Genomic DNA, 18,824 nt, shown 5'->3' with positions numbered 1-18,824 from the left:
GCCATCACACGAACTCGTTTCGAAGCACGATCCGTTAGGGGAATTCCATGGTTCAGCTGGGACTCGTCGGCCTCGGCAAAATGGGCTTCAACATGCGCGAGCGGCTGCGCGCCGCCGGGCACGAGGTGGTCGGCTACGACCGCAACGCCGAGGTCAGCGACTCGACGTCGCTCGAGGACATGGTGTCCAAACTGAACGGCCCCCGTGTCGTCTGGGTGATGGTGCCCGCAGGGGACCCGACCAGGCAGACCATCATCGAACTCGGCGAGCTGCTCGCCGAAGGCGACGTGGTGATCGACGGCGGCAACTCGAAGTACACCGACGACAAGATCAACTCGGAGCTGCTCGCCGCGAAGAACGTCGGCTACCTCGACGTCGGCGTGTCCGGTGGGGTGTGGGGCAAGGACAACGGGTACGGCCTGATGGTCGGCGGCACCGCGGCCGACGTCGAGCGCGCGATGCCGATCTTCGACGCGCTGCGCCCGGAGGGGCCGCGCGAAGAAGGGTTCTCGCACGCGGGCTCGGTCGGGTCCGGCCACTACGCGAAGATGATCCACAACGGCATCGAGTACGGCATGATGCAGGCCTTCGCCGAGGGCTTCGAGCTGATGGAAGCGTCGAAGATCGTCGAGAACGTGCCTGCCGTGATCAAGGGCTGGCAGCGCGGCACCGTCGTCCGGTCCTGGCTGCTCGACCTGCTGGTCCGCGCGCTCGACGAAGACCCGGAGCTCGACGACCTCGAAGGCTACGTCGAGGATTCCGGCGAAGGCCGGTGGACGCTGGAAGAGGCCATCAACAACGCGGTGCCCGCGCCGGTCATCTCGGCCGCGCTGTTCGCCAGGTTCGCCTCGCGCCAGGAGCACTCCGCCGCGATGCGCGCGGTCGCGGCGCTGCGCAACCAGTTCGGCGGGCACGCCGTCAAGAAGGCCGGCGGCTAGGCGCCAGGCGTGTATCTCCGCCATCTGCAGGTCACCGACTTCCGCTCGTGGGGGCACGCGGACCTGCCGCTGGAACCCGGTCCCACCGTGCTCGTCGGCCAGAACGGCCGGGGCAAGACCAACCTGCTCGAAGCGATCGGCTATCTCGCGACGCTCGGTTCGCACCGGGTCGCCACGGACGCCCCGCTGGTCAGGCACGGGTGCGAGCGCGCGCTGGTGCGGGCCGCGGTGGTCAACGCCGATCGCGAGCTGACCGTCGAACTCGAGATCACCCCCGGCAGGGCGAACCGCGCGCGGGTGAACCGGGGCGCGGTTGGCAGGCCGCGCGACGTGCTCGGGATCCTGCGCACGGTGCTGTTCTCCCCGGAGGACCTGGCGCTCGTGCGCGGCGATCCCGGTGAGCGGCGCCGCTTCCTCGACGAACTGCTCGTGCTGCGCGCGCCTCGGTACGCGGGTGTCCGCGCCGACTACGAAAAGGTGCTCAAGCAGCGGAACGCCCTGCTCAAGACGGCGGGAAAGCGCAAGGGCACCGGCAAGGAGGATCCGTACGCGCTGTCCACGCTCGACGTGTGGGACAACCACCTCGCGACCGCGGGCGCGCAGCTCCTCGCGGCGCGGCTCGACCTGGTCGCCGATCTCGGGCCGCACACGTCGGCCGCCTACGCGGGCGTCGCCCCGGACTCGCGACCGGCGGAGATCGGCTACCGGTCGAGCCTCGGTGCCGCGTTACCGGACGGGTACGGCGTCGCGGGCGGCGAGCGCGCGGACATCGAGAAACTGACCGAAGTCCTGCTCGAGGCGATGGGCGCGGCACGGCAGTCGGAGCTGGAACGCGGGATCAGCCTGGTCGGACCGCACCGCGACGAGCTCGACCTGGTGCTCGGCGAGGCGCCCGCGAAGGGGTACGCGAGCCACGGTGAGTCGTGGTCGTTCGCGCTCGCCCTGCGGTTAGGGTCTTACGAGCTCCTCCGTGCGGAAGCCGGTGAACCGGTGCTCCTGCTCGACGACGTGTTCGCCGAGCTGGACCGCCGGAGGCGGGCACGCCTGGCCGAGGTGGCGGCCGGTGCCGAACAGGTGCTGGTGACGGCCGCGGTGGACGAAGACGTGCCCGAAGAGCTCACCGGTGTCCGGTTCGCCGTCGCCGAAGGTGAGGTCACCCGTGTTTGACGATCACCCGCTGGACCCGAAATCGCCTGGTGAGAGCGGCGTATCGGGCGCGCCAAGATCAAGTCGGGCACGCGGGGTGACCGGCGCCACATCATTTACCCACCGATCTGGGGACAACTCTGTGGATAGTGTGGATAACACCGTGAACGCGTTATCGCCCGGCGTGACCGAACGGCCGAATGGGCGGTCCACTACCCCTCACGCGGGCGAACCCGCCGGAGGTACCCCCCAGGCGGACACTGAGCGTGAGAATCCCGCTGGTCCGAACGGGACCGGCCCGGCGACCGGTGGGGGCAACTCTCCCCAGGGCCAGCCGCAGTCCGGCCGCGACCTCGCCCGCGCCGCGCTCCAAGCAGCGCGGGACAAGGCGAGCGCGCGCGGTGCCGCACCCGGCGCCCGCAAGACCCGCCCCGCCGGTGCGGGCGGCGCCACCCAGAACCCGCGCCGCCGCCGCTGGTCCGGCCCCGGATCCGATCTCCGCGACCCGCAGCCGCTCGGCCGGATCGCCTCCCGCATCGCGGTCGACCGCGGCTGGAACACCCGGCTCGCGAACGGCCAGGTGTTCGGCCAGTGGGCAAGGCTCGTCGGCGAAGAGGTCGCCGAGCACGCGCAGCCGGTGGCGCTCAAGGACGGCGAACTGACCGTCCGCGCCAGCTCCACCGCCTGGGCGACGCAGCTCAGGTTGCTGCAGGGGCAGCTCATCGCGAAGATCGCGGCAGGGGTCGGCCACGGCGTCGTCAAGCGCATGCGGATCCACGGCCCGACCGCCCCCAGCTGGCGTAAGGGGCTGCGCCATGTGCCGGGGCGGGGTCCGCGCGACACCTACGGGTGAGTTCCCCCAGGCGCCCCGACCTGACGCTCAGCTACAACCCGACCCGGACCGGGTCGATTTCGTGCGCCTGTGACGAAACCAGGGGTGTCCTTGCCGCATGTGAGCGAACGCGGCCAAGTAGGATGTAGAGGACCGAGGATTTCCCTTGGGCAAGACGAGGAGATATCAGGCCGGTGACAGCTAACTCGAACGACTACGGCGCATCGTCCATCACCGTGCTCAAGGGCCTTGAAGCGGTACGCAAGCGCCCCGGTATGTACATCGGTTCGACCGGTGAACGCGGCCTCCACCACCTTATCTGGGAGGTCGTCGACAACGCGGTGGACGAGGCCATGGCGGGGTACGCCACCAAGGTCGAGGTCACGCTGCTCGCCGACGGCGGCGTCCGCGTCGTCGACGACGGCCGCGGCATCCCGGTCGACATGCACCCGGTGGAGAACAAGCCGACCCTCGAGGTCGTGCTCACCCAGCTGCACGCGGGCGGCAAGTTCGACGGCGAGTCCTACGCGGTGTCCGGCGGCCTGCACGGCGTCGGCGTCTCGGTGGTCAACGCGCTGTCCACGCGGCTCGACGTGGAGATCCACCTCCGCGGCAAGATCTGGACGCAGACCTACCAGATGTCCGAGCCGGTCGCGCCGATCGCCGAGCAGGGCAGCACCACGAAGACCGGCACCACGGTCACCTTCTGGGCCGACCCGACCATCTTCGAGACCACCACCTACAACGCCGAGACCGTCGCCAGGCGCCTGCAGGAAATGGCGTTCCTCAACAAGGGCCTCTCGATCACCCTTCGCGACGAGCGCGTCGCGGAAGAGGAGACGGAGGAGGACGCGGGCGGTCAGCAGGCGCGCGTGAAGGAGCGCGTCTACCACTATCCCGGCGGGCTCGAAGACTTCGTCCGGCATATCAACGGCAGCAAGGACCCGATCCACGCGAGCGTCATTTCCTTCGACGCCAAGGGCGACGGCCTCGAGGTCGAGGTCGCGATGCAGTGGAACAACTCGTTCACGCCGTCGGTGTACACCTTCGCCAACACGATCAACACGCACGAGGGCGGTACGCACGAAGAAGGCTTCCGCGCCGCGCTCACCCGCGTCGTCAACGTCTACGCCAAGGACAAGAAGCTCCTGAAGGAGAAGGACGACAACCTCTCCGGCGAGGACGTGCGCGAGGGCCTCGCCGCGATCGTCTCGATCAAGCTCGCCGAGCCGCAGTTCGAAGGGCAGACGAAGACCAAGCTGGGCAACAGCGAGGCGAAGTCCTTCGTGCAGAGCAAGACCAACGAATGGCTCGCGGACTGGTTCGAGCGGAACCCCAGCGAGGCCAAGACGATCATCAACAAGGCGGTGTCCTCCGCGCAGGCGCGCATGGCCGCGCGGCGCGCGCGCGATCTGGTGCGGCGCAAGGGCGCGCTCGACATCGGCGGCCTGCCGGGCAAGCTGAAGGACTGCCGCTCGACGAACCCCGAGGAGTGCGAGCTCTACATCGTCGAGGGTGACTCCGCTGGCGGTTCGGCCAAGGAGGGCCGGGACTCCATGTTCCAGGCGATCCTGCCGATCCGCGGCAAGATCATCAACGTGGAGAAGGCGCGCATCGACCGCGTGCTCAAGAACACCGAGGTGCAGTCGCTGATCACCGCGCTCGGCACCGGGATCCACGACGACTTCGACGTCTCCAAGATCCGGTACCACAAGATCGTGCTGATGGCCGACGCCGACGTCGACGGCCAGCACATCACCACGCTGCTGCTGACCCTGCTGTTCCGCTTCATGCGGCCGCTGATCGAGCACGGGCACGTGTTCCTCTCGCGCCCGCCGCTGTACAAGATCAAGTGGCCGCGGTCCGAACCCGAGTACGCCTACTCCGACCGCGAGCGCGACGCGCTGATCCAGGCCGGTGTCGAAGCGGGCCGGAAGCTGCCGAAGGACGACGCGATCCAGCGGTACAAGGGTCTCGGCGAGATGAACTCCGACGAGCTGTGGGAAACCACGATGGACCCGGCGAACCGCCTCCTCGGCCAGGTGACCCTCGACGACGCGGCCACCGCGGACGAGCTGTTCTCCGTGCTGATGGGCGAGGACGTGGAAGCCCGCCGCTCGTTCATCACCCGCAACGCCAAGGACGTTCGTTTCCTGGACGTGTAGTCAGCCCCCGGCCACTTCTGTCCACAACGGACTGTCCACAGCAGAAGGATCCTGTTCATGACGGAAACCTTGCCTCCCGACCACGACCGCGTCGAACCGGTCGACATCCAGCACGAGATGCAGCGCTCCTACATCGACTACGCGATGAGCGTGATCGTTTCGCGCGCGCTGCCCGACGTCCGCGACGGCCTCAAGCCGGTGCAGCGCCGCATCGTCTACTCGATGTACGACTCCGGCTTCCGGCCGGACCGCGGGTACAACAAGTGCTCGCGCGTGGTCGGCGACGTCATGGGCAACTACCACCCGCACGGCGACTCGTCGATCTACGACACCCTCGTGCGGCTCGCCCAGCCGTGGTCGATGCGCTACCCGCTGATCGACGGGCAGGGCAACTTCGGGTCGTCCGGTAACGACCCCGCGGCCGCGATGCGGTACACCGAGGCGCGCCTCGCGCCGCTGGCGATGTCGATGCTGGCGGACATCGACAAGGACACCGTCGACTTCTCCGACAACTACGACGGCCGCACCCAGGAACCGGACGTCCTGCCGGCGCGGTTCCCGAACCTGCTGGTCAACGGCGGCTCCGGGATCGCGGTCGGGATGGCGACCAACATCCCGCCGCACAACCTGCGCGAGGTCGCCGAAGGCGTCGTCTGGGCGCTGGAGAACCCCGAATCCACCGACGAGGAACTCCTCGCGGCGCTGCTGCAGCGGATCAAGGGCCCCGACTTCCCGACCAAGGGCTTGATCCTCGGCACCTCCGGGATCGAAGACGCCTACCGCACCGGCCGCGGCTCCGTGCGCATGCGCGCGGTCGTCGAGGTCGAAGAGGACGCCAAGGGCCGCACCATCCTGGTCGTCACCGAGCTGCCCTTCCAGGTCAACCCGGACAACCTGGTGGAGAACATCGCGAACCTCGTCCGCGACGCCAAGCTCACCGGTATCGCCGACATCGCCGACGAGTCCAACAGCCGCAGCGGGATGCGCATCGTCGTCACGCTCAAGCGGGACGCGGTCGCGAAGGTCGTGCTGAACAACCTCTACAAGCACACCCAGCTTCAGTACAACTTCGGCGTCAACATGCTGGCGCTGGTCGACGGCGTGCCCCGCACGCTGCGGCTCGACCAGATCATCCGGCACTACGTCAAGCACCAGATCGAGGTCATCGTCCGGCGCACCAGGTACCTGCTGCGCAAGGCCGAGGAACGGGCCCACATCCTGCGCGGCCTGGTCAAGGCGCTCGACGCGCTCGACGAGGTCATCGCCCTGATCCGCCGCTCGCCGTCCGCGGAGGAAGCGCGCCCCGCGCTGATGGAGCTGCTCGAGATCGACGCCGAGCAGGCCACCGCGATCCTCGACATGCAGCTGCGCCGCCTCGCCGCGTTGGAACGCCAGCGCATCATCGACGAACTGGCCGAGATCGAGCTGGAGATCGCCGATCTGAAGGACATCCTCGAAAAGCCGGAGCGGCAGCGGAACATCGTCCGCGACGAGCTGATGGAGATCGTCGAGAAGCACGGCGACGACCGGCGCACCAAGATCATCCCGTTCAACGGCGAGGTGTCCGTCGAGGACCTCATCGCGGTCGAGGACGTCGTGGTCACCATCACCCGCACCGGGTACGCCAAGCGGACGAAGACCGATCTCTACCGTTCGCAGCGGCGCGGCGGCAAGGGCGTGCAGGGCGCGACCCTCAAACAGGACGACATCGTCCAGCACTTCTTCGTCTGCTCGACGCACGACTGGATCCTGTTCTTCACGAACAAGGGCCGCGTGTACCGGGCCAAGGCGTACGACCTGCCGGAGGCCAACCGGAACGCGCGCGGGCAGCACGTCGCGAACCTGCTCGCGTTCCAGCCCGACGAGCAGATCGCCAGCGTCATCCAGATCCGCAACTACGAGGTCGCGCCGTACCTCGTGCTCGCCACCCGGCGCGGGCTGGTGAAGAAGACCAAGCTCACCGACTTCGACTCCAACCGCTCCGGCGGGCTCATCGGCGTCAACCTGCGCGAAGGCGACGAACTGGTCGGCGCCGTGCTCGCCTCCGCCGAGCAGGACCTCCTGCTGGTGTCGTCGGAAGGCCAGTCCATCCGCTTCCACGCCTCCGACGAAGCGCTGCGCCCGATGGGCCGCGCCACCTCCGGCGTGCTCGGCATGCGGTTCAACGACGGCGACGAACTGCTCGGCATCAGCGTCGTCGCCGAGGACAAGTTCCTGCTGGTCGCCACCGACGGCGGCTACGCAAAGCGCACGCCCATCGAGGACTACCCGGTGCAGGGCCGCGGCGGCAAGGGCGTGCTGACCATTCAGCACGACCGCAAACGTGGCAGGCTGGTGGGGGCGCTCATCGTCGACATCGACGACGAGCTCTACGCCATCACCTCGAGCGGCGGAGTCATCAGGACACCGGCCGAGCAGGTGCGCAAGGCGGGACGGCAGACCAAGGGAGTCCGGCTGATGAACCTCGGGGAGGGAACCACCCTTCTCGCGGTCGCACGCAACGCGGACGAACCTTCGGACGTCGCTAATGGCAGCACCGGTACCGACGACACCACCGGTGAAAGCGCAGACGACCGGGACAACAGCGACGACAGCGAGGCACCGGCGCAGCAGTAGCTCGCCGGCACAGGTAAGGGACTGAGGAGTTCGTGACACCACCGGAGAACCCCGAACGGGGCGGATCGACCAGTGCGGCCGGTGCGGACACGCCACCGTGGCAGCGCCTCGGCAAGGACACCGAAGCGGGGGTGGGCAACGGCGCGGCACCCGGCGGACTCGGCACCGACGGGTGGTCGGGCGCGCCGGCGAACGCGGGCGAGCAGCCGGTCGTCACCGGCACCGCGGCACCCCGCCTCTTCGGCGAGGCGTCCGCCGTCGACGACGAACCCCGCGCCGAAGGCAAGGCGAAGCGCCCGGCACCGACCGCGCTGCGCAGGCCCGGCCGCGGACCCCGCCGCGCCAGCCTGCAGATCAAACGGTTCGACCCCTGGTCGGTGCTGAAGCTGTCCCTCGTCCTCGGCGTCGCGATGTTCTTCGTGTGGCTCGTCGCCGTCGGCGTGCTCTACACCGTGCTCGACGGCATGGGCGTGTGGGACAAACTGAACGGCACCTACTCGTCACTCGTCTCCGGCGAAGGCGGCAACGCGCCCTCTGACCAGCTGATCAGCGCCGGACGCGTGTTCGGCATCGCGGCCATCCTCGGCGCCATCAACATCGTCCTCGTGTCGGCACTGGCCACCGTCAGCGCCTTCATCTACAACGTGTCCGCGGACCTCGCGGGCGGCCTCGAAGTGACCCTTTCGGAGCGGGAGTAACCCGGTGGACAGGGCGGTGAACCCGCCCTGTATTCTTCTTCTCGTTCCACGGGCCCATAGCTCAGGCGGTTAGAGCGCTTCGCTGATAACGAAGAGGTCCCAGGTTCAAGTCCTGGTGGGCCCACGCAGGTCAAGGCCGGTGCGCAGCACGCGCACCGGCCTTGATTTTTGTCCGGGGTGACTTACTGGGTGACTGTCTCTCCTGGAATCGGGAAGATCCGGTCCATTGCCAGCGCGCCATGCAGGAGCGTCGGCCGGATCTGGTGGCGGTAGACCTGCTCCGTGACGGTGGTGCCGGTGTGGCCAACCAGGAGCGCAATCTGGTCGATCGGCACCCCGCTGTCGGAGAGTAGCGACACGAAGCTATGACGTAGCTCACGCGGCGTCCATTCGTTCGGATTGAGCCCTGCGGCCCCCAGGATGCGCCGAACGCCGCGGCGGACGTTCGCGGCGTCCAATTCGGTCCCGACATCGGACGCGAACACCAGCCCGTGTTCTTGCCAGCGGGCCCCGGCGGCCTCCCGCTGGATCCGCTGTCGAGCGTGCTGTCTCCTCAAGGCATCGATGCCTCGTTGAGCCAATGCGAGGGACCGCCGAGACTTCCTGGTCTTCGTGTCGCCGCCCATCCGAACCGATCGCCATACGTCAATGTGTGGCGGAACCGGCGGGTTCGCATCGGGATCGCCGGACAGGTCCACCAGGTCCCATTCCAGGGGCCGCGCTTCCTCTGTGCGAGCACCGGTGAGCAGCGATACCACGATGTATTCGCCGTAGGTAGAGTCGTCCGCTTCTGCCGCCGCAAGCACGGCTTCCGCTTGCGCCAGCATGAGCGCTTTCGACGGCCGTCCTTCCTGCCCGATCGGCAACTCATCGCAGAGCAGTGCGACGTTCCGTTTCACCTTGTCTCGCTTCTGTGCGCGGTGAATCGAGCGGCGCAAGATCGCACGTAGATCCTGAAGCGTCCGCGTGGCGAGCACTTCCGCCTTCTCTTCGAGCCAGGAATCCACGTCGTCAGGGGTGAGTTCGTTTCGGTTGCGCGGGTCGCGAAGTAGGCGAGCACCCAGCGCCGGAATTACGTGCTGTTCGGCAAGAGTGGTCAGCTTCGCAACCGTTCCCTCAGCACGACCATTGAGCCCGTGACGAAGCCAGTCCCTCACCGCACGTTCCACCGAGTAGCCACCGGCGGCGGCAGTTCCCTCATCCTCGATTTCACGACGGAGGGCGTCCAGCTTCGTTTTGGCCTCCGTCTTCGACGGGTCGCTGACTTTCCGGGTGCGTCGTTTCCCCGATGGGGTGTACCCGACCGTCACTTCGCCAATCCAGCGTTGGCGAGCGTCAGACCAGTACAGGCCACCATCACCGCGGCTACGCCGTTTCGCCATAGCAGCCCCCAGCTTCCTGATCGAGTAGTTCCAGGTAGTTCTTGATCGCGGTCGCCGGAATTCGGGTCGCGCGGCCTTCCTTGACGAATTTCAAGCGACCCGCGCGCATCAGCTCGTAGATGACGGAACGGCTGAGCGCGAGCAGGCGCATAGCCTCCGGCACGCGGTAGAGGTGGCGCGGCGGGACGGCAGTGACCAATGGCGCGGTGTCCATGTCGGGCTCCCAGGTGTGGTGTGGTTGCTGGTCGCGTGACTGGTCATGCCGGTCCTCCTCGAGAGGTGCGGGTGGTCGGGCGCGAAGTGTGCGAACTTTCGAACTTTGGGTGTGACCTGGGGTTTTGCGGGGACCTAAGTTCGCGGGTGCGAAATTAGGTCCGGGTGTTTGTGCTGGTCGGGGGCTAAGTTCGTAAGTTCGCTGAGTTCGGGGCGCGGGCGGTGTAGACGGTGGTGCCCTTACCGGGGCGGCCGTCGGCGCGCGGCAGGCTGCGCGTCTCGACGCCGCCGGTGTCGGCCGCGGTGAGCTGTTCGAGCAGGGCATCGAGTTCGGGTTTGGCGGGCGGGCGGCCCTTGAAGAACTGCCGGGTGATGTCGGTGCGGGTGCGGCCGTTCTCGCCTGCTTCGGCGATCCAGGCGGCGAGGCGGGCGGGGGTGGCGGTGTCGGTGAAGATCGCGCGGGCGGATGCGATGGAGTACCGCACGAGCGCCGCGGCGGCGGTCAGGTGCGTGGTCCCGATCCGGGTGTCCCCGTCCAGTGCGGCGTGGATGGCTGCGATGCGCAGGCAGTTGGGCACCGCGCGGGAGATGAACTGCTCGACCGCGGCTACGTCGCCGTGGTCGGTGCTGAACTCGATGTAGAGGTCCCGCCAGAGCGTGACGGCGTCTTCGGTGTAGTCGAGCTGCCCGAGGTTCGCGCCGGTGTGCAGCCGGGCGGCGAACTCGGTACCGAGCTGGTCGACGAGGTCGGCGGGGGCGCCTTGGCTGAAGGGCAGGAACTTCGACCGCGCGACCGCGAGCGGCAGGAACCGGTTGTAGGTGCCGCCCGCGAGATCGGAGGCGGAGACCTTGTCGCGGAACTCCTGCGGGGTGATGTGCGCGAGGATGCCCACGTGTGAGCTGGGGGCGACCCGTGCGGCGACGGTCAGGGTGGACAGGTCCCCGCCTTCCCACGCGGCCCGCAGGATCGCCGACAGGCTGTTGCCCTCGCGCTTCATCTTGGCCATGACCCCGGCCCATTCGGACTCCATCACCATGAGCCGCAAGTCCCGCGGCCCCTGCGTATCCGCCTCGTCCTCGTCCTTGATCGCGAACCGTTCGGCCAGACCCTCACCGGAGGACAGCCCCGACTTGATGTTGTCCTGGTGGAAATCGGCGTCGGCCGCGGCGATCAGGCGCCGCGCGGTCGACCACGAGGTGCCCTTGCGTCCGGCGCTGGTCCGCCCGACGATCAGCGGCCACACCAGCAGCGGGTGCGGGTCGTCGCCTGCTCGAACGTGCGGGCCCTGTCCCAGCGCGACCCCGGCGGCGCAGAGCAGGGATGCCAGCACCGCGACCGGGTCCGCCTCGCTGGTCGGCGCGACGTGGGACACCAAGCCACCGAGGTAGCAGTCGAACACGGCACTGTCCAATGTGGGCAGTTCCGCGCGGGCGCGGGCTACTTCGGCCGCGGCGTGGCGTTCGGCGTCGCTGGCATCGGCTGGGACGGTCGGTGTGGACAGGGCGCGCAGCGCGCGAGCAGGCGAGGACATCAGGCGGCCTTTCGGCTCAGGTGGTGCGAAGTGAGGCGGATACGCAGGGGGCTCATCAGGCGGCCCGTCGGGTGACCTTGTTGCGGGCCCCCGCGGCGAGCCCGGCGTCTACCACCCGGGCGACTTCGGCGGTGGTGGGTGGCCAGTGCCCGGAGCCGTCCACAAGGGACTGTCCGGCGGTGATCAGCGCGGTCCGTGCTTCGGTGTGGTCCACGATCCCGGCGCCCACCTTGCGGCCGATCGTGTAGGCCGCGGATGCCACGGTGGCGTTGCGCCCGGGTGGCTGGGCCATGCGGACCCGCTGGCACTCCCCGGCGAGTGCGGCGGACCCGTACCGGGTGGTGTCGGCAGAGCGGATTTGAACGGGCGCTGAGTAGGCCGCTGACGGCCGTTCGCAAGCTGCCTGGACTAACCACCCCGGCAGTTCGACCGGGTCGGTGTCGTCGGTGAGCTCGTAGGCGCCTTCGTCGGTGACCGATCCGGGAGCCACCACGTATCCGCCTCCCGCCCGGGTGTCTACCAACGGAGAGATGACGCCCTGGGTGTTGCGCAGCCGAGTTCCCGCGGGGGCGCGGTAGTAGCGGTGGGTGCCACCGGACGGGGTGGTCACGGTGTAGGTGTCGGGCAGCGGCCCGCCGCGCTCCTCGGCGAGAGCGGCCAGGGCGGTCGCCCCGTCGGGCCCGGTCTCCCCGTGCTTGGGCATGTCGCAGTCGACGACCACGAGCCCCGACGGCTTGGTCGCAATGGCGATGTTGAACCGGTCCGCGGCCCAGCACCGGCGGATGCGGTCCGCGACCGTGGTCGCGCGGTTCTCCCAGTCCTTCACCGCCGGTTGCCGCTTCGTGCCTGGGGCGAGCGGGAACACCGCCCATCCCATCACGGCGAAGTACAGGGCCCACTCGGTCAGCGTGTCGGTGTTGTCCATTGTGGATACTCCTAGGTGGACGGTGCGAGAGGTTGAGGGGACGTGACAAAGTGCTGTTCACGTGGGCTATTTGCCTTGGCGTCGGCGCTGTTCGGCGCGGATCTCGTCGTAGAAGTCCGAGGAGATGGTGGGGATCAGCCGCGCGGCTTCCAGTTCGGCGTCGGTGGCGTTGCGCATCCCGACCGCGCGCAGGCGATCCGGCGCGGCGTCGTCGCGGGGCGGGGTGATGCAGATGAGGTGCTGGTCCAGGCCGCCGACCTGGACGGCGGCGGCGTGGTCTTCGTCGGTGAGGACCTTGCGGTTGGACTCCGGTGCCACGTGGACGTTCGGGTCATCGCGTTGCATGTCGCGCAGCACGCGGGTGACCTCGCCGGGGTCGACGTCACCGAGTGCTTTGCGCACGTCGGCGAGCCCGGCCCAGCCCGAGGTCCCGGCCAGCTCGCGTACCGCGTCGCGGATGCGCTGATCGGTCGAACCGGCGCTGGGCGCCGCCGGTGCGGCCGTTGTCGATGTGGTGGCGGTGTCGGCGTGGTCGGGGTGGTTGGCGGTGGTGTGGAGTTCGCCCTGGTGGGGTGCGGGGTTGCCGGTCACGTCCTCGTACTTGGCTCGCGCGGCGGCGATCGTGTCCTGGTCGCCTGCCTGGTAGGCGGCGTCCAGGCCGCGGCGGGCGCGGCTGACACGCTGGCGCTGGCGGGCGGCGGCTGCTCCGCTGCTCTTGCCGGTGCAGCGGCGGCCGCCCTCGCAGGATGCGCGACACATGACGGTCTCCTCTCCTAGGTTGACCTGCGGTTTGTCACGTCCCCTTGGGGGTCACCGTGCGGGCGCGCACTTGCTGAGCAGCCCGGCCAGCACATCGTGTTCGGCCTTGTCGACGGCGAGGCGGTATTTCGCCTTCGTCAGGACGTAGCGGGCGGCGTAGGTGCACCGGTATCCCGCGGTCGGCAACCAGCGCGCCGGGTCCTGGTCCCCCTTGCTGCGGTTGGACTTGGCCGACACCACTACGAGCTGGGTCAGGTCGTTGGCGAACGCTTCGCGTTGCGTCTTGGACCAGCCGCGGGTGCCGGATCGGGCGGCTTCGGCGAGCGGCACGAGGTGATCGAGGTCCGTGCTCGCGGCCTTGGTGATCGTGGCCTGGTTGGGTGGGTCGTAGGGGCTGACCCAGGTTCCGGAGATCGCCTTGCATCGGCCGTCGGTGCGCACGTCCTTGCCCTGCTGCTGCAAGGCGGTTTCCCTGGTGTCGCAGGCGCCGCGGACGGTGGCCCACCGGGGTAGCCAGTCCTCCCGCTTGTAGTGCGCGCCGGTGTCTTCGGGTGCGACGGTGAGCCCGGCGAGCGCGGCCCGCGCCGCGCCGATGTCCGGCCCGCCGGTGCTGGGGGCGGTGGGGGTAGTGGCGTTGCCTGCGGGGGTGTGGCATCCGGCGACGGTGAGCACGAGGGCGGTGGCGAGGGTGGCCAGGGTGGTGGTGTTCGGGGTTGCCATGGTGGTGGGACCCTTCCGAAGACTGGTTACTGTGTGTGTCTGTTTTTGGGTGCGACAAGGGAGGGCTAGGGGCTGGGTGTGGTGCCGCTAGCCGCGGGTTTTCGGGGGAATCGCCTGGTCGGCGTGGGGGTGGTCTAGATCCCTAGAATGCTGGTCACTGCCGGTGTGGGTGTCTAGGGTGGGGGTCTAGGTCTAGAGGGAGCCCGGTCTAGTGCGCGGGCTCCCTCTAGCCCACGGTTTCGGTTACTGTCCGTTGCTCTTGGCGGTGGTGAGTGCGTCGCGGGTGTAGCCGTTGCGGTTGCTGCCCTTCCCGGTTTCCGGGTCGGTGGCCCACACCTGCTTGGGCTTGACGCCGTGCGGCTTGAGCGCGGTCGCGAGGTTCGCCGGGGTCCAGTTCCCGTACTGGGTCGGGCGGAGTTCGGCGAGGCGGGACACGATCACGTCGGACCAAAGCTTGTCCTCGCCGCGGGCGAACACCGCGATGGTGTCGGCGAGCGGATCGAGCCGCGCGGCCTCGATGTCGACGGCTTCCCCGGCGGCGTAGCCGGTGATGTTGCCCAGGGCTTCGCGCTGCTTGCGGGCACCGGCGGCGATTTTCTTCGCGGTCGGCCCGTCCTGGTAGACAGACCGGGTGATCTGCGCGTCCGACCCTTCGCCGCGCAGGTAGCCGATGCCCTTGTCCGACCACGCGAACGTGGTCGCGCGGATGCCGTTCTTGTACTGCGAGGTGCCCAGCACCATGTCGTTTTCGGTCTGCCCCATGACTTTCAGGCAGTACCGGATGGACAGGTTCGCCGAAATGTCGGTCGGGATGGCCTTCGCGTCCGGGCGCTGGGTGGCCAGGAACAGCCCGATCCCCAGCGCGGGCCCGCGCTTGACCAGGTCGGTGCAGATCTCCTTGAGTTCGTCACCGTGCTCGGGGTGTTCGAACCAGACCTGGCACTCGTCCACGCCGATGATGATCGGTGCCAGCCCCAAGTCCTTGCGCGAGGCCAGTGCGGGGGTGACCTTGTTGTCCGGGCACACGTCCTCGGGCAGGTTCCGGATCACCTTCGCCCGGCGGCGAAGCTCCGTGCGCAGCTCCCGGAACTCCACCACGGCGGTTTCGATGTCCTCCGGGTCATCGCCCACGCCGTAGCCGTGGCAGACCTGGGCCAACGCCGAGAGGTCACCGGTGCCTTTCAGGTCGTAGGCGTAGAGCACCGCCCGCGGGTCCAGGGCGGCGATGAGCAGGAGTTCGCGCAGGGACACGGTCTTGCCCATGCGCGGGATCGCGCCGATCGCGCCCGAGGCGAACATCAGCGTGATGGGCACCCACCGGCCACGCTGGTCGGTGCCGAAGGGCTGGGGCTTGAACAGGTCCACCGTCGCGCCCGGCTTCGCCAGCGGCCACGCGGCCTGTTTGGTGGTGGACATGTCCTTGTCCCCGACCCACAACACCAGGCGGCCCTCGTGCACGGTCGGGTCACCCTCGGGCCACACGCAGCCGAGCTGTCGACGCAGACCCGAGGACAGCCGCTCGCGCCGGTCGATCACGTCCCCCGCGGTCACACCCGGGGGCAGGTCGATGTCCGCGCGCCAGCCTGGCCCGTCGCGCACGATCGGCGACGGGAACGCGATCCCGCGGCCCTTCGCCAACGCCTGGTTGATCCCGGCGATCCCCAACGCACCCAGGGCGTCCTCGATCATCGCGGAGGTGAGCTTGGGTGCCTTGTCCGAGTCCACCGCGCGCCCGGCGACCGGCTTGTCCGCCGGGGCACCCCACCACCCCACCGCGGTCAACACGGTCACCAGGGCGAGCAGGTTCACCGTCGGCGACAGGTAGGTCATGGCCAGGTACACGATGGCCATCAGGAGCAGGATCGCGAACAGCACCGGCAGCGACCGGCGCCGCACCGCTTCGTTGCGGGCATCGCGCAGGTTCATGTACTCGCGGGTGTCCTTGCGTTCCCGCGCGTCCATGCGCACCGGCTTGGACTCCTCGTCGTAGACCCAGCGGAACACCCGCCCGGCGATCCGGCCCAGCACGCCGAACGAGCGCAGGAACGCCGTCGGGATGTAGACCGGCACCCGCAGCGCGTGGAACGCGGTGGCGTGCGCGGCGTAGCGCACGACGAACACCGCCCGCTGTTTGAACTCCTCAGCCGACTTCAGCCAGTCCGCCACCAGCGGGCGCGCGGTGGCGTCGGTGACGGTCTCCCACCAGGACGTTTTCACCTCCTTCGGGTCCACCCGCACCACCGAGCCACCCTCGCCGTCGGCAGGCTCGGGCCCCTGCTCGCCAGTGTCGGGCTGGTCGGTGTCGGCCTGGGTCGGGATGTCGCCGGGGGTGCGGGCGGTGTCCGGGCGGATCGGGACGACGTTGCCCGACCGGGTCACCGCGGTGTCGGTGGCCGCCGGGTCGTCGCGGTTCACGGTGGTGTTCACGACCGTGCCGTCCACGATGTCCACCGACGCGTTCACGGACTCGGTTGCGGTGTCGTTCATGGGGGTGGGGTTCTCGCCGGGGGTGGGGGTGTTCATGGGCTCCCTGTTCGGGTCTGCGGATACGGGGGTGTTCTCCGTGGGTGCGGACATCACGCGGCCTCCCTCTCGTCGGTGTCAGTGCTGGTGTCGGGCTGGTCGGTGGCGGTGACCGACGGCCGCGCGGCGGCGACCGGCGCCGGGTCGGCGGTGGTGGTGGCGAGTGCGGCGGTGACGCCGTCGGCGACCTTGCGGCCCAGGCCCTTCGAGCAGCCGGTGGCGGTCACGGCCCACGCCGGGGTGACCACGGTGCCCGGGGCCCACATCGCGACGCCGTCGGCGACGTAGTCGGCGAGCAACTTCCGCCCGGTCTTCCTCGCCTTCCGGCGCCGCGCCGGGGCGGGGCGATCCGCCGGCGGATTGGCCGGACCCTGCCCAGGTGTGGCGGGATTCTCCGGTGCCGGAACCGTCGCGGTGTCGGCCGCCGCGGGCTTGGTGTCGGCGGTGGGCGTGGTGTCCCCGGCGGCGACGTTGACGGACTCGGTCAGCTTGTCCCGCAGCGCGGGGGCGGTTTCGGCGGCGAGGAACACCAGCACCGGGGGCACCGAGTGCAGCACGATCCCGGCCAGGTGCAGCCCGGCCCAGGACTGCCAGGTGTTCATCACGTAGGTGGCGAGGAACGCGAACCACTTCGTGCGGTTGGCCCATTTCCCGGTTTCGAGCTGGTAGCGGGCGGTGATCTGCTCCGCTCGCAGCACCGCAACGAGGGTGATGGACACCATGGGGTCCAGGACCCAGGCGGCGAGCCAGGGCAGCGACCAGGCGGGGGCACCGGCGGCGGCGAAGGTCTGGACGTTGACCATCGTGAACGCCAGCCCCAGCCCAATCCCGATCCACACCAACAGGTCCACCAGCCTGCGCACGTTCTCCACCTGCAACGCGACCACGTCCGGGTGTTCGGACAGCCGACGAACCTCGGTCGCCTCCGCGGCGTCCTGGGCGAGCTTCTGGGCCCGGGTCAGCGGCACCAGCTTCGCGTCCCGCATGGCGGGGATGGTGTCGGTGCTCATCAGGCAGCCACCTCCAACGTGTCGAGCGTGGGTACTGCGGTGAGGGCGTGGTCGGCGAACTCGGCGATCACGCGGGTACCGACTTCGTTGAACTCGCCGCGCCACCACGCCAGCGGCGTGTCCGCGGCCAGGCCGACCGTGCGGCAGAAGGCGGGAAAGTCCGGCAGGGCCCGGATGCGCCATGGGTCCGGCTGGAACGCCAGCCGCGGCGCGGTGACCGGGTGGATGCCGTCGATGTCGAGGAAGTCCCCGCCGGGAGTGAGCACTCCCATGTGGACCCAGGTCCAGCCACCGGTGCGGCGGGAGATCCCTTCCACCACACCGAAAACCCAGCCGGTGACCTCGTGGATAGCGCAGGCCAGCAGATGGCAGTAGCCCCACTGGAACAGCTCCCGCGCTTCGGAGTCGACCACACCAGGGCACACCCGGAACACCGACCGGCCGTGGCCGGTTTCCTGCGGAGCCACGAGGAACTCGTACTTGTCCATCAGGCACGCTCCCCGCGAGTGGTCGGGGCGATCAGGTCGGCGGTGGCGGAGTCGAAGCACGTGCCGGTGCAGGCGAAGACCTGCGAGCCGGTGACGGCGTCGCGCCCGACGGGGCGGTGGGGGCCGCCGTCGTGGATGTAGGACTGTCCACACACGACACACGCGAGGCCATCGGCGGGAAGGGGTGCGAGCCCGGACCAGGTCAGCCGGATGTGTTCCCCGGCTTCGGCGTCAGCGAGAAGCGCGTCCATGTCGGCGTAGTAGCGGGTGGGTTCACTCATCGCTGACCCCTCCTGTTCTGGTGTTCGGTCCATTCGAGGTATTCGGTGTAGGCGCGGATGTGCTGTTCGCGGCGGTGTGCGCGGGACAGGGCCCGGGTGTAGCGGTAGGCGGCGAACACCCAGAGCGCGAGGGCGAGCAGCGCGGCGACCAGGTCCCCGCCGTGTCCGAGGACTTCGGCGACCGCGGTCCGCACGGCGAGCGCGAGTGCGGTGATCGCGAGCAGTCCGACGGCCAGCGCGGCCCACTTGCGGGCGTTCGGGTTGCGGGTGAGGCGGTTCATCAGTGGTGCCCCCTGACGGATGAGACGACTTCGGTCACGGCGAGCAGGCGAGCCACAGCGGCACCGGCGAGCAGCGCGGGCACGGCCAGCGCCACCGCGGTCACGGCGGGGTTGTCGACCCAGTGGATGACGGCCCACTGGGTACCGGCGATCACCGCGGCGGTGAGCAGGGTGCGCAGCGCGTTCGCGGTCATGCGGGTGACCTCGCGGACACCGCGCTGGGCCTTGATCGCGGACTTGCGCCCGGAGCGCCACACCGCGAGCACGCCGACCAGGGCGAGCCCGCCCAGGACGTAGAGCGTGGTTGTCGACATG

Annotated in this window: 18 protein-coding genes and 1 tRNA gene; 7 read left to right on the top strand and 12 right to left on the bottom strand. The window is 69.1% G+C overall.

Annotation, left to right across the window (positions count from 1 at the left end; genetic code table 11):
• Positions 1-47 precede the first annotated feature (47 nt).
• The 7 genes from gnd (at position 48) to HUW46_RS19650 (ending at position 8,519) form a co-directional block, all read left to right on the top strand.
• Positions 48-938 carry a phosphogluconate dehydrogenase (NAD(+)-dependent, decarboxylating) gene (gnd, locus tag HUW46_RS19680; RefSeq protein WP_215548663.1) on the top strand — a complete coding sequence of 297 codons (891 nt, stop codon included), beginning with the start codon at positions 48-50 and terminating at the stop codon, positions 936-938.
• Positions 939-947: 9 nt separating this feature from the next.
• On the top strand, positions 948-2,105 hold the full coding sequence (gene recF, locus HUW46_RS19675; protein WP_215548662.1) for a DNA replication/repair protein RecF: 1,158 nt from the start codon (positions 948-950) through the stop codon (positions 2,103-2,105).
• Positions 2,106-2,247: 142 nt separating this feature from the next.
• On the top strand, positions 2,248-2,937 hold the full coding sequence (locus tag HUW46_RS19670) for a DciA family protein (protein WP_305860856.1): 690 nt from the start codon (positions 2,248-2,250) through the stop codon (positions 2,935-2,937).
• A gap of 173 nt (positions 2,938-3,110) precedes the next feature.
• Positions 3,111-5,081 (top strand): DNA topoisomerase (ATP-hydrolyzing) subunit B, encoded by a 1,971-nt coding sequence (gyrB, locus tag HUW46_RS19665; RefSeq protein WP_215548661.1) that lies wholly within the window; start codon positions 3,111-3,113, stop codon positions 5,079-5,081.
• A gap of 57 nt (positions 5,082-5,138) precedes the next feature.
• The gene (gene gyrA / locus HUW46_RS19660) at positions 5,139-7,697 is read left to right on the top strand and encodes a DNA gyrase subunit A (RefSeq protein ID WP_254126341.1); all 2,559 of its coding nucleotides are present in this window, start codon (positions 5,139-5,141) and stop codon (positions 7,695-7,697) included.
• A gap of 32 nt (positions 7,698-7,729) precedes the next feature.
• Entirely contained in the window at positions 7,730-8,395 is a 666-nt protein-coding gene (locus HUW46_RS19655) for a DUF3566 domain-containing protein (protein ID WP_215548660.1), read from the top strand.
• A 50-nt stretch (positions 8,396-8,445) separates the two neighbouring features.
• A tRNA-Ile gene (locus HUW46_RS19650) sits at positions 8,446-8,519 on the top strand.
• Positions 8,520-8,577: 58 nt separating this feature from the next.
• Here the strand turns inward: HUW46_RS19650 and HUW46_RS19645 are convergent.
• From HUW46_RS19645 to HUW46_RS19590, 12 genes are all read right to left on the bottom strand, one after another.
• Positions 8,578-9,705: a site-specific integrase gene (locus tag HUW46_RS19645; RefSeq protein ID WP_254126339.1), complete on the bottom strand. Its 1,128-nt coding sequence runs from the start codon at positions 9,703-9,705 to the stop codon at positions 8,578-8,580.
• A gap of 55 nt (positions 9,706-9,760) precedes the next feature.
• Positions 9,761-9,991, bottom strand: coding sequence for a helix-turn-helix domain-containing protein (locus HUW46_RS19640; protein WP_254126337.1), 231 nt, complete (start codon positions 9,989-9,991; stop codon positions 9,761-9,763).
• 184 nt (positions 9,992-10,175) lie between these two features.
• Positions 10,176-11,522: a DUF3987 domain-containing protein gene (locus HUW46_RS19635; protein WP_254126335.1), complete on the bottom strand. Its 1,347-nt coding sequence runs from the start codon at positions 11,520-11,522 to the stop codon at positions 10,176-10,178.
• Between the two features lie 55 nt (positions 11,523-11,577).
• The gene (locus HUW46_RS19630) at positions 11,578-12,447 is read right to left on the bottom strand and encodes a bifunctional DNA primase/polymerase (protein ID WP_215548658.1); all 870 of its coding nucleotides are present in this window, start codon (positions 12,445-12,447) and stop codon (positions 11,578-11,580) included.
• 66 nt (positions 12,448-12,513) lie between these two features.
• Complete coding sequence (locus HUW46_RS19625) at positions 12,514-13,206, bottom strand: hypothetical protein (RefSeq protein ID WP_215548657.1); 693 nt, start codon at positions 13,204-13,206, stop codon at positions 12,514-12,516.
• Between the two features lie 51 nt (positions 13,207-13,257).
• Positions 13,258-13,926, bottom strand: coding sequence for an HNH endonuclease family protein (locus HUW46_RS19620; protein WP_215548656.1), 669 nt, complete (start codon positions 13,924-13,926; stop codon positions 13,258-13,260).
• 243 nt (positions 13,927-14,169) lie between these two features.
• Complete coding sequence (locus tag HUW46_RS19615) at positions 14,170-16,413, bottom strand: cell division protein FtsK (protein WP_215548655.1); 2,244 nt, start codon at positions 16,411-16,413, stop codon at positions 14,170-14,172.
• An 89-nt stretch (positions 16,414-16,502) separates the two neighbouring features.
• On the bottom strand, positions 16,503-17,459 hold the full coding sequence (locus HUW46_RS19610; protein ID WP_254126333.1) for a hypothetical protein: 957 nt from the start codon (positions 17,457-17,459) through the stop codon (positions 16,503-16,505).
• Positions 17,459-17,947, bottom strand: a complete 489-nt coding sequence (locus tag HUW46_RS19605) for a hypothetical protein (protein WP_215548654.1) — start codon at positions 17,945-17,947, stop codon at positions 17,459-17,461. The genes HUW46_RS19610 and HUW46_RS19605 overlap by 1 nt, the downstream gene beginning before the upstream one ends.
• Positions 17,947-18,228, bottom strand: a complete 282-nt coding sequence (locus HUW46_RS19600; protein ID WP_254126331.1) for a hypothetical protein — start codon at positions 18,226-18,228, stop codon at positions 17,947-17,949. Before HUW46_RS19600 ends, HUW46_RS19605 begins: the two co-directional genes overlap by 1 nt.
• The gene (locus HUW46_RS19595) at positions 18,225-18,509 is read right to left on the bottom strand and encodes a hypothetical protein (RefSeq protein ID WP_215548653.1); all 285 of its coding nucleotides are present in this window, start codon (positions 18,507-18,509) and stop codon (positions 18,225-18,227) included. The genes HUW46_RS19600 and HUW46_RS19595 overlap by 4 nt, the downstream gene beginning before the upstream one ends.
• Entirely contained in the window at positions 18,509-18,823 is a 315-nt protein-coding gene (locus tag HUW46_RS19590; RefSeq protein WP_215548652.1) for a hypothetical protein, read from the bottom strand. The genes HUW46_RS19595 and HUW46_RS19590 overlap by 1 nt, the downstream gene beginning before the upstream one ends.
• Between the last annotated feature and the right edge of the window lies 1 nt (position 18,824).

This window comes from Amycolatopsis sp. CA-230715, assembly GCF_018736145.1.
Taxonomy (GTDB): domain Bacteria; phylum Actinomycetota; class Actinomycetes; order Mycobacteriales; family Pseudonocardiaceae; genus Amycolatopsis.
This window is presented reverse-complemented; position numbering and strand designations above follow the sequence as displayed.

Excerpts from the sequence above, each read along its gene's own strand:
- gyrA (WP_254126341.1), top strand. The coding sequence starts at position 5,139 with ATGACGGAAACCTTGCCTCCCGACCACGACCGCGTCGAACCGGTCGAC.
- HUW46_RS19630 (WP_215548658.1), bottom strand. The coding sequence starts at position 12,447 with ATGGACAACACCGACACGCTGACCGAGTGGGCCCTGTACTTCGCCGTG.
- HUW46_RS19640 (WP_254126337.1), bottom strand. The coding sequence starts at position 9,991 with ATGGACACCGCGCCATTGGTCACTGCCGTCCCGCCGCGCCACCTCTAC.
- HUW46_RS19615 (WP_215548655.1), bottom strand. The coding sequence starts at position 16,413 with ATGAACGACACCGCAACCGAGTCCGTGAACGCGTCGGTGGACATCGTG.
- HUW46_RS19605 (WP_215548654.1), bottom strand. The coding sequence starts at position 17,947 with ATGGACAAGTACGAGTTCCTCGTGGCTCCGCAGGAAACCGGCCACGGC.
- HUW46_RS19635 (WP_254126335.1), bottom strand. The coding sequence starts at position 11,522 with ATGTCCTCGCCTGCTCGCGCGCTGCGCGCCCTGTCCACACCGACCGTC.
- HUW46_RS19590 (WP_215548652.1), bottom strand. The coding sequence starts at position 18,823 with ATGTCGACAACCACGCTCTACGTCCTGGGCGGGCTCGCCCTGGTCGGC.
- HUW46_RS19625 (WP_215548657.1), bottom strand. The coding sequence starts at position 13,206 with ATGTGTCGCGCATCCTGCGAGGGCGGCCGCCGCTGCACCGGCAAGAGC.
- HUW46_RS19595 (WP_215548653.1), bottom strand. The coding sequence starts at position 18,509 with ATGAACCGCCTCACCCGCAACCCGAACGCCCGCAAGTGGGCCGCGCTG.
- gnd (WP_215548663.1), top strand. The coding sequence starts at position 48 with ATGGTTCAGCTGGGACTCGTCGGCCTCGGCAAAATGGGCTTCAACATG.
- HUW46_RS19600 (WP_254126331.1), bottom strand. The coding sequence starts at position 18,228 with ATGAGTGAACCCACCCGCTACTACGCCGACATGGACGCGCTTCTCGCT.
- HUW46_RS19610 (WP_254126333.1), bottom strand. The coding sequence starts at position 17,459 with ATGAGCACCGACACCATCCCCGCCATGCGGGACGCGAAGCTGGTGCCG.
- HUW46_RS19620 (WP_215548656.1), bottom strand. The coding sequence starts at position 13,926 with ATGGCAACCCCGAACACCACCACCCTGGCCACCCTCGCCACCGCCCTC.